The sequence below is a fragment of the Pseudomonas sp. WS 5078 genome (assembly GCF_012985745.1).
Classification (GTDB): domain Bacteria; phylum Pseudomonadota; class Gammaproteobacteria; order Pseudomonadales; family Pseudomonadaceae; genus Aquipseudomonas; species Aquipseudomonas lundensis_A.
Window position 1 is genome coordinate 204,888 of record NZ_JAAQWX010000004.1, and the last position, 12,788, is coordinate 217,675.

Sequence of the window (12,788 nt, forward strand, 5' to 3'; positions counted from 1 at the left end):
CTAGCGAGTAAAAATTCCGCTTCCCTTCAAGCGCTCACGGTCGTGGGCTGCGGTAATACTCAGATCTGGCCCATTGGGGATGATTCCTGTGGGGTTAATCGTGCGGTGGCTGGCGTAGTAATGACCTTTAATGTGAGTGAAATTAACGGTTTCACTGATACCGGGCCATTGGTACAGCTCGCGCAGCCAATTGGACAGGTTGAGGTAATCGTCGATTCTGCGCTCATTGCATTTGAAGTGGCTGTAATAGACCGCGTCGAATCGGATAAGGGTGGTGAACAGACGGATGTCTGCTTCCGTCAGGTATTCACCGACCAAATAGCGATGTTCTGCCAGGTGCCGTTCGACGTGGTTGAGTTCGCTGAACACATCGTCGAATGCGGTTTCATACGCCGCTTGGGACGTGGCAAAACCGGCGCGATATACGCCGTTATTGAGAGCCGGGTAGATACGTTCATTCCAGCCATCGACGTCGGTAGCCATTGAGATCGGGTATAGGTCCAGCCGGTTGCCCGTCAGGTGGTCAAAGGCGTTGTTGAACATGCGAATGATGTCCGCCGACTCGTTGCTGACGATGCGCTTTAGATGGGTGTCCCAAAGCACCGGTACGGTTACGCGGCCCGTGTAATCGGGGGTATCCCGGGTGTACAACTGATGCAGGAAGTCAGCGTTGTACAAGGGGTCGCCGCTGGAACCGAACGCAGGATCAAACGTCCAGCCATTTTCCAGCATCAGCCAGCTGACGACCGACACGCCGATCAATGATTCGAGGCCCTTAAGTGTGCGGGTTATCAGCGTGCGATGAGCCCATGGGCAAGCCAGGGAGACATAGAGATGATAGCGACCTGCTTCGGGTATGAAACCGCCAGTCCCAGTTGGGCCGGGCGCACCATCAGGCGTGATCCAGTTTCTGCGCTGTGCCTGCTCTCGTTGGAACGCGCCGTCTTTGCTGCTCTCATACCATTGGTCATGCCAACGGCCATCGATCAATAAGCCCATGTGAAGCTCCTGGCGGTTTGGCTTTGGCGTTCAGTCTAAAGGTCTGAGTTCGAGCGAATAGCGCAAAACCTGGGCTTTACCTATCGATTAAATCGATTTGTTGCGGTTTTCCCAGTACGTGTTGGCTGTCACAAAAGCCTGTTCTCGGGGCATACCAAGGCCGCGCAACGCCAGAGCCATGGTCGATAACAGTGCCTTTTTCGCATAGCTGTCTTCTAGGTCGCCGCGCCAAAACGCGTTGAGCTGTCGGGTGTCCAGAAAGGCGGGTTTTACGTGTCGCTGTGCCGACAACGCTGGCCATTCTTCGTCCCAGTGGACGCCCGACTCCGTGCCGTAAAGGTGGCTGATGGCGTCGGGGTTAATCTCGATTTCACCGCCATCGCCTTTAACCACAATGCAGGTATCCCCTAGCAGCGCGCTGGCTTCCCGATGCACGCTTTGATAGCCCGGATGGAAAATGCTTTGCAGTCCACAGCGGGCCTCGAGGGGATTCAGCAGGCGCGCCAATGAGTGGATTGGCGAGCGAAGGCCTAGCGTGTTGCGCAAGTCGATCATGTGTTGCAACTGCGGTGCCCAGTCCTGCAAAGGGAAAAAGGCCAGATTGCACTGCTGCAACGCGTCCTGCACCTGTGCCCAGTCACGGCACAACGGGATGTTCAATTCGTCGAGCAGCTGCTCGCTGTAAAGTCGGCCGGCCGTGTGAGCGCCACCGCCATGCATCAGGATGCGCACACCGTTTTGTGCCAGGCATTTGGCGCAAAGCAGGTACCAAGGTAGGTGACGTTTTTTGCCCGCGTAGGTGGGCCAGTCGATATCGACATGAATTTTCGGCGCGCAAAGCCGCTCGCGCACAGCGTCCACAAAGCCAGCCAGCTCTTGAGGGCTTTCTTCCTTATGCCTGAGCAGCATCAGGAAGGCGCCCAACTGTGTCTCTTCGGTTTTCTTGTCGAGTAGCATCCCCATGGCTTCACGCGCTTCATCGCGGGTCAGGTTGCGCGCGCCGCGTTTGCCTTTGCCCAAAATGCGTACGAATTGAGCGAAAGGGTGTTCGGCGGGCGTGGTGAGCGTCAGCGGAGCAAGTATGTTCATAGGCAATTGGTCGGTTTGGGCAGGCCCGCCAGTTTTGCGGCGAGTTTGGCAGGGGTGCCATTGAACAGGCGATTGAGGTGCAAACTGTTGCCTTTTTCAGCACCCAGTTTGAGCGCGGTGTATTTGATTAAAGGCCGCGTGGCGGGCGAGAGCTGAAACTCTTGGTAGAAGTTGCGCAGCAGCTGCAGAATTTCCCAGTGTTCCGGGGTCAACTCGATGTCATTTTGCACCGCCAGTGCCGTGGCAACCTCGGGCGACCAGTCATTCAAATCGGCCAGATAACCGTCCTTGTCCAGCTCAATGGTTCTGTTATCGAGAGTGAGGACCGTCATAGCCAGGTGTTGACCTTGTCATAGTGAAGGGACAGCGCGACAAATGCCGGGTAGTCGATGCGGGTGACCCACTCCGGGTGCAGGAGGTTGCGCGCTTGAAGGTCTTCATCGAGCACGTACAGCTTGAGCGCCGGGCTCATTTTATCGAGCGTCTCGCGTGGAAGGGTGCCCGGTTGCAGGGCATATACCGCATCGCCGCAGAGCAAAAGGCCGTCATTAGCCGAGAGTAGGCGCAGGCAACTTCCGAGACGCGTATCAGAAAAGGGAGATTGGCTCAAAACGTGTAAGGTCGACATCAAAGGGTTATCACCTGGTCATGACGGGCGATGAGATCGCTGATTTGTGTCGGGGACAGCGTCTGCACGCCCTCCACAGCCAACGTTGTGTTTACGAGTCCGCGCTCGTTCAGGCTGGAATCGCATGCGAACAATTCGTCAACGCCGAACATCGACAAAGCCTGCAAATTGGCCGTCAGGTTCTTTTGCTCAAGGGCGGTGGGGTGTTGCCAGGGCAACAGTTGAAATACGCCGTCGTCGAGAAATAGAAGTCCAATAGGGAGGTCGAAGGCGCCGCCCGCAAGCGCGATGTCCAAAGCTTCGCGCGCTCCCAGACCAGACCACGGGGCTTGTCGGCTGATAATCAGTAAAGACTTGGGCATTTTAATCCCCTCCGAAGCAAATCAGTCGATCCGCGGTCTGAATGGCATCGTGCAATTGCCCCAGGCCGGACAAATCCCAAGGCGCTTTCAAGTTCACTGCAGAGCGCTGATAGCGGGTGGCCTCTGCATCATTCAACACACCTCGACGCAAGGCGGCGGCAATGCAGACCACGCCATCCAGTTGGTGCCGAGTCACAAAAGCGGCCCATTGCTGTGCGAAATCAGGCTCATCTTGGGGTGTCACGATGTTGCTCGACGCGCTGTGCACCCCGTCCTGATAGAAGAAAAGACGCACAATTTCATGCCCACCCGCCACAACGGCTTCGGCAAAGCGCAGGGCTCGACGGGAAGATGGGGCATGGGCCGCAGCATATAGGGCGATAGCAAATTTCATGGGTGGCTCTCTGCAAAACTCGCACAATGATAAAGCCCCAAAGCTAAACATGCTTGCACAAGGCAACAAAAAGCCCGCCGAAGCGGGCTTTTGCCAAACGTTGGTTCAATCAGTCGTCGCGGCTCATGATGCCGAAAATTTGCAGCAAGCTGATGAACAGGTTGTAGATCGAAACATACAGGCTAATGGTCGCCATGATGTAGTTACGCTCGCCGCCATTAATGATGGCGCTGGTCTGGAACAAAATGCAGACCGAAGAGAACAGAACAAACCCGGCGCTGATAGCCAACTGCAAGCCGCTAATCTGAAAGAAGAAGCTTGCCAGCGTTGCGCCCAGCAGAACAAAGAAACCGGCAGTGATGAAGCCGCCCAGGAAGCTCATGTCTTTACGGGTGATTAATACGTAAGCAGACAGACCGCCGAAAACCAGTGCCGTCATCGCAAAGGCAGAAGCTACAACCTCAGCGCCGCCTTGCATGCCCAGGTAACGGTTAAGGATCGGACCGAGCAGGAAACCCATAAAACCGGTCAGTGCAAACGTCGACACCAAACCCCATACCGAGTCACGCAGCTTGTTGGTGAGAAAGAAAAGGCCATAAAAGCCGATCAATACAACGAAAATGTTTGGGTAGCCGACGCGCATCTGCTGCGCTACGAACGCCATCACACCGCTGAAAGCCAGGGTCAAAGCCAGTAAACCATAAGTGTTGCGCAGGACGCGGCTAACCTCTAGCTGCTCGGCCTGCACGCTGTTATTAACTGCGTAATCCTGTTCGCGCATGGCGATACTCCTGTGTATTGAAATGTTAAGTAGCAAAGATCATAGCAGAGGCTCTGCAACAAGCGATCAAGAGAGTTTGACAACGTGTTTCGTTCAGGTATTATGGCGCCCGCAACAACGTTAGGAGGTGTGGCCGAGTGGTTTAAGGCAACGGTCTTGAAAACCGTCGACTGTAACAGGTCCATGAGTTCGAATCCCATCGCCTCCGCCATATTGCTACACCGACAGAGCCCGCCCTTGGCGGGCTTTGTCGTTTCTGGGGTTTGGGGAAGACGGCGCCGGACTGCTAGGCGTTCCGAAACTAGCGCTATTTTGAAGGCTTCGCGGTAGTACCAAGCCGCCTGTAAACCCGTTTTGTAATGTCGCTTTTTGTGTGTCCCAAAAGCATGCTGGCGTCTTCAATATTCTTGATTTCAGAGGCAGCTTTAGGGCGTATGTCCCGGAAATGGAAAGCAGCAATCCGGCCGGCAAGCAATAGATCCTCTCCCTCAATCGCAGCTTTCTTGGCTTGCTCTCTCGCTTCATCCCATCGCTTACGCAACATGGCTGCGGTCATGCGCTTGCCATGCTTGCTCACTACAAGGTAGCTCGAGCTGTGCTAAGCATTGCGCTCAGCAATCACGCGAAGTAGGGCTCCCAGACTATTCTCCATCCCGTCATCCCTTCGCATCATGAGTACGTCATCAGGCCTTTGCCCTGTGAGGTAAGCCAGATCCATCGCTTCCTTCAGTGCTGGCGGCGCTTTTTTTATACACCGCGTCCCACACAGCATCGTTGGCATAATAGTCGCGCGGTTTCTCGCGGTTCTTGCGCACGCCTTGGCACGGATTCTCTTTGGTAGTGATGCCCCACTCTCTGACCATGTTGAACACGTGGGACAAAGTGGCGATCTCGCGGTTGGTCCGAACCTTGGCAGTCCGGGCGTCCCGGTATCCGGCAATTGTCGCCGGCGTGATCGAGTCGATCGGGGCATCATCGAACAGCTCGCGCAGCTTTTTCAGTTCTGCCAAGTTGTCCTTCTGCGTTCGGGGAGCCTTCTTCAGATTGATGTCGCGGGTGCAGACGCTGTTAGCGTTGGCGGTTCGATGCCCAGCTTCATGCGGGTGAACATCTTGCCCACCAATGGCCGGCCACCACGGCTTTCTAAGAACACCCAGCCGCGACCTTTCAACCATTAGCGCTAATAGCCCCGAGTTTTATAGCCTGTCAGCTCGGCCAACTCTTTCTCGGACAGGAATTCAGTTTCCATCGAAGCCCCTTGGACGCCGGACTGTGAAAAAAGACTGATCGTTGCGAGAACGCATAATCTCGGGAGCGTGCGCATACCCCACCACAAGCTGCGCGAGCGGGCGGTTTTGAGTGTTTAGCGTTGCATCAACACGCGCTGCCCGGCGCCGCGTTACGTGGGGTATAAGCACTCTCGCAGTGGCGCGAAGGGCTTTAATAACGCCGGTGATGACAATAAGGAAGGTTGCAAGGGCTCCTAGGTCCTGGCCCTCGCTGAGATCGGGTTGAAAGTGTTCGGCGGTAAAAAAGACGGTGATGACGATAACGAGCAAGGCGGCAGCGAAGACTCGGGGCCGTAAAGGGTGTTTGTGGTCAACGCCGCCGCCATGGCCTACATGGAACATCTGCAGTCGGGGTTGAAGTACCTGACTGCAGCGGGGGAAACCGGGCGTCGTAGCCTGGACGGCATGCTTGGGCCGGTGAACGGCGCCATTGACGAAATCACCGGCGCCGGCTCCGAACTGAGCGACTTGCCGTTCATTGGCCCTGCGGTCGGGGCCAAGGTCGGCGCGGTGGTGGCCACCTACAACAAAGCCACACGGGCGGCCTCGCAAATTGTGGAGCGCCTCGGCGTGCTGAAAGAGCAGGTGTGCAAGGCCGCGACTGCGATCAACAAAATCGCAGGCAAAGTCAGCCCGTCACTGAATAACATCCTACCCACCGGCGCGCTGGGGGCAGACGCGACCCCGGGCGCCGAGGCGGTGAAGCCATTCCCGCACCTGCTGATCATGCAACCGCTCAAACCCGGATCGACACCGTTCTACTTCAACCTGGACACCGCCGCCTTCGACGAACTCAAGCGCTCCAGCGAATTCCGCTGGGCCTCGCAAGAGCGCCTGAGCCGCTGCCCGGCGCAGCAAGCCGTGGGCATGGGCGAAGAACGCATCACCCTGACGGGCGCGATTTTTGGCGGGTTCAAAGGCGGCATCCAACAACTCGACACCCTGCGCAGCATCGGCGCCCAGCTTCAACCACTGGGCCTGACCACCGGCTATGGCGACGACCTGCAGAACGGCTGGCGGCGACGTACTCGACACCCTCTGCCAGAACTACTACGGCCACCTCAATGGCGCGGTCGAGGCCGTGCTCGATGCCAACCAAGGGCTGGCCGAAGAGGTTCAGCCATTCAAGGCCGGGCTGGTGATTTACCTGCCGGATTTGCCCGCGCCGAGTAATGAGGGGTGATGTTGTGGGGGTAGATTAAAACGGGGTGCTGGTAGATTCAGACTGTTCCTACAAAGTGCGTCTAACCCTGCGTAGTAACATCCGCAGATGACTCAAGCGCTGAGGGAATATGTGTTTAATGAAAAGCACTGCTCGCGGGGCCAGTGATGCAGAGCCGTCACACTCTGCCGAGAGCACTGTTAGAAAAATGCTGGAGGGCAATCGGTCAAACCTCGAAGGGCTGGATGAACTCTTGCGGGAGCATTACACAATCAACAGTAATCAGGACATTCTCAATGCCGTCAGAAACGGTGATTGGGTACTGGTTACAAACAGTTCCAATACGGCGGGCGGCGGTGGTTTTTTCTGTCCCATACCTGAGCCAGATCCTGTTTACATGTTGAAAGAGGAATGGCCAGCCCCCAAAAATCGGACTGATCTGACCTTCGCCAAGTCCATCAGCACGGCCCCTTGGGGTACTACCCACGCCGGTACCGGCAGTGAGCCCGCGACGAACTTCGGCAAAACCATGATTATGGCTTCCTCCGCGACCGAGGTCGGGTTGAGGAGAGTCGCGGGAGAACTCATTCTAAGAAGTTTCGTCTGGTCACTTGAAATGGCGGGGATGGCGCTTAAAACCGCGGCGGGGCCTGTAGGGCGCGTGCTGATAATGGCCATGACCCCGACAATGCTCGGGGACGATTCTTTCTATACAGAAGAACAATTGCGCGACATGCGTACTGCCACGACGCGAGTTCGCTTCCAGTTTCGCAATGACACTAATGGGGCATTGCAGGTCTACGGTATCCACACCAGCGCCCAGTCAGGTCAAGACTCGGTACCGGTGATCAAGGCCAAATGGAACGCCGATAAAAGTGCTATGGAAGCCCATCTCGGCTCGATCACTATCATCTGGACGCCGAACAAAGGAGCCGTGGTAACGGCACCCACCCGTTACCCAGGCGTGACCGATGAACTGGCGAACATTTTGGTTCACCCGATCAGTGAAGGGGGCGACAGCAAAATCGAGGGCTCGCCTATTGATGAGTTCACAGTCGAGGACTGCATCATCACTTTCCCGGCGGACTCCGGGATCAAGTCGCTGTACCTTGTTTTTGCAAAGCCGATGGTCAATCCTCTGGAGGTCGGCCCAGCTAATGACCTTTCCAGTCGGAGTGCAAAGGACGGTCTCGACATCGATCACATGCCGTCGCAAAGAGCTTTAAGGGAGTATGTGGTTGCAATCGATCCACGCATACTTCCAGATGACCTGAAAAAATCCTGAAAAATGCGCCAAGTATTGCTATTCCACGTGAGGCGCACCAAAAGTACAGTGAGACATATGGCGGTAGAAATACCAAAGCTAAGCAAATTATGGATGCCGCTGACCTGCGCGCAGCTGTAGATTCCAATCTCAACGCCATTAAGCCTTATCTACTCGACGAAGGTTTTACCGATGAGCAGATCGAAACAGCACGTACCGACCTGCACAACCTCCATCAGCTACAAGGCTGGTATTAATATGAGCGCAGCAATGATTGATGACTTGGTTAAAAGTCTTGGCCGCACTTACTCCGAATTGATTGCCTCCGGCATGTATCTTCCGGGCGGGCCTCCCAAAGGTATGTTTGATGGTGATGAGGCCTCGTATATGTCGCCTGCGCCTGGGATAGATTTGGGATTTTCAGCGAATAAACACCTTGGGTCTGTATATATTTATTTGCATAAAACTTCGAACGACGGCCCAGCATATGAAGGGAGCTTGCCATACCAGCTCCAACGTCAAATGGATCAAGCGTGGGTAAGATCTCATTACGGCGAACCTTTAGAGTCTAAGGCTCCTTTCAGAATGCCAGTACTTGGAATGACGGGGGGCTGGGATGCATACCGCCTTCCGAATACAGCTAAAAATATCGAGACGGTATTCCAGTACAATCCCGAACTGGAGGTGAAAGGAGTCGTTTTCAGCATAATAGGCCAGGGCACGTAGGCAGATACGATCATAGGTATTTGAGGGCGAAAATTTTCCCGGCGCGCAGATCAAAACTGCACGCCTCGACTTTCGAAAACATCATCAACAACAAGGCCTATGTTGATATGAATGCTGCAATGATTGATGACTTGGTTAAAAGTCTTGGATGTACTTACTCAGAATTGACTGCATCCGGAATGTATCTTCCGGGCGGGCCTCCCAAAGGTATGTTTGATGGCGATGAGACCTCGTATATGTCGCCTGCACCCGGGATAGATTTGGGTTTTTTAGCCAATCAACACCTCGGATCAATCCATATCTATTTGCTTAAAACCTTCAATGACGACTCGGTATACGAAGGGTGTTTGCCATACCAGCTCCAACGTCGAATGGATAAAGCTTGGGTAAGATCACATTACGGCGAGCCTTTAGAGTCAAAAGGGCCTATCAAAATTCCAGTGATTGGGATGACGGGGGGGTGGGATACATATCGTCTTTCAAATACAGTTAAAAATATCAAAACTGTATTCCAGTACAGCCTCGAATGGGCTGTGAGTGGACTGGTGTTCAGCCTCATAGGTCAGGACACTTAGGCAGATACGATTATACGTATTTGCGGGCGCAAATTTTACCGACGCGCAGATCAAAACTGCACGCCCCGAATTTCACAAATATCATCATCAACAACAAGGCCTATGTTGATATGAATGCAGTAATGATAGAAGGCTTGGTTAAAAGTCTTGGACGCACCTATCCTGAAATGGTCGCGTCAGGTCTTTATCTTCCGGGCGGTCCGCCAAAAGGCATGTTCGACGACAGTGACACCTTATCAATGATGACGGCGCCGGGCATTGAACTTGGTTTTTGGGCCAGTAATAAACGATTTGAAAAAATTTTTATTAGTTTGCTGGAAAGTTTCGAAGGAGAATCCCTTTATAAGGGAATATTACCTTATGAGCTTAAAAGCTATATGAATCAGGGGTGGATTATTTCCAAGTTTGGCACGCCGTTGGAGTCAAGGGTACCGTTCAAAGTTCCCGTTCTCGGCATGACGGGTGGACACGATATCTATCGTCTTCCAGGAATGCTCAAAAATGCCAAAGTTTTTTAAATACAACTTAGAGATGGAAGTGGACATGGTGGTGTTCAGACTTAACGAAGTATCACATGCCTAGTATTTTGGCAGTGAACGACTATTGCCTCTGTTATGGCGACCGCATAGAAGTCTACAGCGTGGACGAGATCTAGCCGCAACGGCAGTTAGCAGGGGGAGCTTGGCCAGCATCTCACGTTGCGGCGGGTCGCCGGTGTATCTGCATAATGCTTTGTTGCGAAGTGCTCGATGCCAATCTAAAACTGGCGGGCGAGGGGTGATGCTGAGGGGGGTATGAAGTGCTATCAATATAATATCTCTGATTTTCATGTAGTCTATTTTCAGCGTTCTCGTGCTGAAAAATTCGCTTACGATGAATTGAGTTCTTAAGGTTGATAGTTTTGCTTGGAGGGCGCATGTTTATTCGGCAAGTCCAATAACTCAATAAAGGAATATTGATGATGATTGTCGAAACTAAAGACTGGAAAGCTCAAATTAACCGTATGCCTGGCGATAATTTTTTTCGTGTCGAGGGCGTTGTTACTATTCCTCATTCAGCCGTGATACCCAAGCTGGTCATTGCTCCGGTACAAGATAAATCTTTCGATTTGCGAATGGAATTGATTTTAGATGTCCCTCTGGATATTGCTTTGAATGTATTAACTGATAAAAAAGTTACTTATAAGGTCTCTGGCAACCCTAATGTAACTGGCGTGAGCATATTCTTTGAAGGTGATAGGGTGCACCACATTGACGAAATTTACATAACTGATTGATAGGTTCCGCATTCCGCGAATTATTAAGTGTTGCCGCGTAACGAAATCAGTTAACTATAAGGTTGTTGGGGGTTGAGGCTTTTGGGTCTCAGTGTTTTACCTAGAACGCTCTATTAAGCCCGCGCCGTGCGGGCTTTTTAGTTCTTGCAGTTTGCTGATACCCCCAAGTTGCCGCATCGCCGCAGACAGCAGTGTGCCATTGTCAAGCCTCGGGAATTTGGTAAATGCGGTCGATAACGGGTCAATTTAAGGATATGGAAACGGTCATCTGGGTATGACCGTCCTGTACAACCTGCGCGTATGGGGGGTTATAGCTCGCCTCCGAAGGAACGTTGGAAGGTTGTAGCGTCCAACTCCCGCTTCCACATACCGAGGGATTTCGATGGCGTAAATTTGCGGCTTTGGGGCAGTGATTGAAGCCTGCGCGCCCGAGGCAAGAAAACGAAAGAGGAGTTCCGTGCAAAGTCGCTACCGTGAACCAGTACCAAGCCTTAAAGGAATAGGCTGCACTCACCTTTCCGGATTCGAGCGGAGCATGTGCTGTCCCGCTTTGTGTCTGTATGAGTAGGGGGAGCGGTAGCGCGAGAAACAGGGGACCTTCACGACGCGTCTTATAGAATTGCGACGCAAGAGGTCAGGCCGTGTGCAGTAAAAGCACTGTCCGACAGCGCCGAGCAGCGCTTGACGGCGCAGAAAAAAGAAAGCATAGGGTTGAGTACTGATTACAGGCCTCAGCCTTGGGAGTGATTGGCGTGACGCGTAACGCATGTGAGGTATGAATTTTTTGCAGTATAAGTGCTGCGCAATAGCTCCACCGTATGAGCTCAGGGCTGACATCAATACATCAGCATGCGGAATATGAAAACATATAAGAAATTGAGCTATTAGACGTTTGCGCAAAACGTCAAGCTCTGAGTCCCCTTTCCGCAGCCCACTCCATAAGTGCGCAGTCATGGCGTAGCCCGAGCTTATTCATTGCCGTGCGTTTTTGGCGACTGATAGTTTTTTCACTGCGACTGAGCCGTGTAGCAATTTCGCGGCCGGATTGTCCTTGGACAAATAACCTCACCACTTCAATTTCTTTGGGCGACAGTACCAACAAAGAGCCGTTTGGCAGGTTTTTAATAACCTTGGATTGCTCATCGAGTGCTTTTGCAAAGGAAGGGCTGATGTAGTGTTTGCCTTTGCTTACGACGCGCACGGCCTGTACTAACTCGGACAAATCATTGTGTTTGTCAAAAAGGCCTGCGACGCCCAGCTTCGACAGCGCTTTCAAAGCAGAGGGATTATTGAGCATGGTCATAACGATAATCTTCACCGATTCGAAATGCCGACGGATGTAGCTGATGAGTGCCAGCCCGTCCGGTTGGTCTCCACGGGGCATAGAGTAATCGGTGATGAGAAGTTGACATGAATGCTGCCCAAGCTTCTCGATCAGCTCATCTGTGCCGAACGCATAGCCTGTGATGGTGTAGGTGGAGTCTAGGTGTTCGGATAACGTCATCATTGCCCCTCGCACAACCACTGGGTGGTCATCCGCCACAATGATGTTCAACATTGGCGGGCTCCAGAATGGCTCAACGTCATTAAAAAAAACTGACCAGCCCCAGTTGCACAGCCTTGAGAGCTGCACTGTGACGCGACGATACCCCGAATTTTTTTCGCAGGTTGGAAAAGTGAAAATTCACACCCGCCTCTGTGCAGCCTACGATGCGGGATATATCCCATGAAGATTTTCCAAGCAAACACCACAGTAAAACCTCCTTTTCCCTTGGGGTTAATCTGACATCCTCCGCAGCCTTTTTATTGTCGTAAGAATGAACAGGCAGAATGCGTTGCTCTGAATCGAGCGGACGTTGACGGATCATGTGGTTCTCTCCCTCGTACCTGGATGCGGAATCGTCATCCCCGCGCTGCCGGGCTGTATTTGGCAGGAGTGGAGAGTGTCGATGTGAGGGATTTATAACGCGCTCATTTGAACCTTGTAACCTGTCAGAAATTACAGGTCGCCAAGGTTACTCGGCTTTGCGGGACGTTTCCTTCTGACTTCTGGATAGATGTTGTAGGAGATATCAATAAGATAGAAGGGAATTTAAAAGTGTTACTGAGGTAATGTTTTTTGAAGCTTCGTAAGCTGCTTCAGCGAATAGTCATTGAGTCTCAAAATCCGCATGCAAAAGTCCCGTCTTAATCCAATTCGTAGCGGATAAGACATACCGAAATGCAACAGCGGTCGGGTGCCG

At 52.9% G+C, this 12,788-nt stretch carries 16 protein-coding genes, 1 tRNA gene and 3 pseudogenes; 9 read left to right on the forward strand and 11 right to left on the reverse strand.

Going from position 1 to position 12,788, the window contains the following annotated elements; genetic code table 11:
* From HBN68_RS08170 to HBN68_RS08200, 7 genes are all read right to left on the reverse strand, one after another.
* The gene (locus HBN68_RS08170; protein ID WP_169963448.1) at positions 1 to 999 is read right to left on the reverse strand and encodes a glutathione S-transferase family protein; all 999 of its coding nucleotides are present in this window, start codon (positions 997 to 999) and stop codon (positions 1 to 3) included.
* A gap of 87 nt (positions 1,000 to 1,086) precedes the next feature.
* On the reverse strand, positions 1,087 to 2,088 hold the full coding sequence (locus HBN68_RS08175; RefSeq protein WP_094994654.1) for a glycosyl transferase family protein: 1,002 nt from the start codon (positions 2,086 to 2,088) through the stop codon (positions 1,087 to 1,089).
* Positions 2,085 to 2,420, reverse strand: coding sequence for a TusE/DsrC/DsvC family sulfur relay protein (locus tag HBN68_RS08180; RefSeq protein WP_094994655.1), 336 nt, complete (start codon positions 2,418 to 2,420; stop codon positions 2,085 to 2,087). The genes HBN68_RS08175 and HBN68_RS08180 overlap by 4 nt, the downstream gene beginning before the upstream one ends.
* Positions 2,417 to 2,716 carry a sulfurtransferase complex subunit TusB gene (gene tusB, locus HBN68_RS08185; RefSeq protein WP_094994656.1) on the reverse strand — a complete coding sequence of 100 codons (300 nt, stop codon included), beginning with the start codon at positions 2,714 to 2,716 and terminating at the stop codon, positions 2,417 to 2,419. Before tusB ends, HBN68_RS08180 begins: the two co-directional genes overlap by 4 nt.
* The gene (gene tusC / locus HBN68_RS08190) at positions 2,716 to 3,078 is read right to left on the reverse strand and encodes a sulfurtransferase complex subunit TusC (protein ID WP_169963446.1); all 363 of its coding nucleotides are present in this window, start codon (positions 3,076 to 3,078) and stop codon (positions 2,716 to 2,718) included. Before tusC ends, tusB begins: the two co-directional genes overlap by 1 nt.
* Before the next feature lies 1 nt (position 3,079).
* On the reverse strand, positions 3,080 to 3,472 hold the full coding sequence (gene tusD, locus HBN68_RS08195) for a sulfurtransferase complex subunit TusD (protein WP_169963444.1): 393 nt from the start codon (positions 3,470 to 3,472) through the stop codon (positions 3,080 to 3,082).
* Between the two features lie 109 nt (positions 3,473 to 3,581).
* Entirely contained in the window at positions 3,582 to 4,253 is a 672-nt protein-coding gene (locus HBN68_RS08200) for a Bax inhibitor-1/YccA family protein (RefSeq protein ID WP_047276250.1), read from the reverse strand.
* A 123-nt stretch (positions 4,254 to 4,376) separates the two neighbouring features.
* Between HBN68_RS08200 and HBN68_RS08205 the strand changes: the two genes are divergently transcribed.
* Positions 4,377 to 4,464 (forward strand) — tRNA-Ser (locus tag HBN68_RS08205).
* A gap of 96 nt (positions 4,465 to 4,560) precedes the next feature.
* Here HBN68_RS08205 and HBN68_RS08210 read toward each other — a convergent pair.
* Positions 4,561 to 5,308 (reverse strand): annotated as a pseudogene (locus HBN68_RS08210) (integrase); the annotation flags it as partial.
* Positions 5,293 to 5,502: pseudogene (locus HBN68_RS22145) on the reverse strand (DUF4224 domain-containing protein). The pseudogenes HBN68_RS08210 and HBN68_RS22145, both read right to left, overlap by 16 nt.
* Before the next feature lie 364 nt (positions 5,503 to 5,866).
* Between HBN68_RS22145 and HBN68_RS08215 the strand changes: the two are divergent.
* The 8 genes and pseudogenes from HBN68_RS08215 to HBN68_RS08240 all read left to right on the forward strand — a co-directional run.
* Positions 5,867 to 6,541, forward strand: a pseudogene (locus HBN68_RS08215) (phage tail protein); the annotation flags it as partial.
* Complete coding sequence (locus HBN68_RS22150) at positions 6,534 to 6,725, forward strand: tail protein X (protein WP_262373480.1); 192 nt, start codon at positions 6,534 to 6,536, stop codon at positions 6,723 to 6,725. The pseudogene HBN68_RS08215 and the gene HBN68_RS22150, both read left to right, overlap by 8 nt.
* Positions 6,726 to 6,843: 118 nt before the next feature.
* Positions 6,844 to 7,989, forward strand: a complete 1,146-nt coding sequence (locus HBN68_RS08220; RefSeq protein WP_262373479.1) for an S-type pyocin domain-containing protein — start codon at positions 6,844 to 6,846, stop codon at positions 7,987 to 7,989.
* An 89-nt stretch (positions 7,990 to 8,078) separates the two neighbouring features.
* A complete protein-coding gene (locus HBN68_RS22155) occupies positions 8,079 to 8,225 on the forward strand; it encodes a hypothetical protein (protein ID WP_262373489.1) in 147 nt (48 codons plus the stop codon).
* Position 8,226: 1 nt separating this feature from the next.
* Positions 8,227 to 8,694 (forward strand): DUF6392 family protein, encoded by a 468-nt coding sequence (locus tag HBN68_RS08225; protein WP_169893061.1) that lies wholly within the window; start codon positions 8,227 to 8,229, stop codon positions 8,692 to 8,694.
* 107 nt (positions 8,695 to 8,801) lie between these two features.
* A complete protein-coding gene (locus tag HBN68_RS08230; protein ID WP_169963625.1) occupies positions 8,802 to 9,269 on the forward strand; it encodes a DUF6392 family protein in 468 nt (155 codons plus the stop codon).
* Between the two features lie 20 nt (positions 9,270 to 9,289).
* Complete coding sequence (locus HBN68_RS08235) at positions 9,290 to 9,787, forward strand: DUF6392 family protein (protein ID WP_346010203.1); 498 nt, start codon at positions 9,290 to 9,292, stop codon at positions 9,785 to 9,787.
* Between the two features lie 440 nt (positions 9,788 to 10,227).
* On the forward strand, positions 10,228 to 10,545 hold the full coding sequence (locus HBN68_RS08240; RefSeq protein ID WP_346010204.1) for a hypothetical protein: 318 nt from the start codon (positions 10,228 to 10,230) through the stop codon (positions 10,543 to 10,545).
* A gap of 904 nt (positions 10,546 to 11,449) precedes the next feature.
* Here HBN68_RS08240 and HBN68_RS08245 read toward each other — a convergent pair.
* Together HBN68_RS08245 and HBN68_RS08250 are read right to left on the reverse strand one after the other, a co-directional pair.
* Complete coding sequence (locus HBN68_RS08245; protein ID WP_169963442.1) at positions 11,450 to 12,103, reverse strand: response regulator; 654 nt, start codon at positions 12,101 to 12,103, stop codon at positions 11,450 to 11,452.
* A gap of 28 nt (positions 12,104 to 12,131) precedes the next feature.
* Positions 12,132 to 12,413, reverse strand: coding sequence for a LuxR family transcriptional regulator (locus tag HBN68_RS08250; protein WP_094994476.1), 282 nt, complete (start codon positions 12,411 to 12,413; stop codon positions 12,132 to 12,134).
* Positions 12,414 to 12,788: the final 375 nt, after the last annotated feature.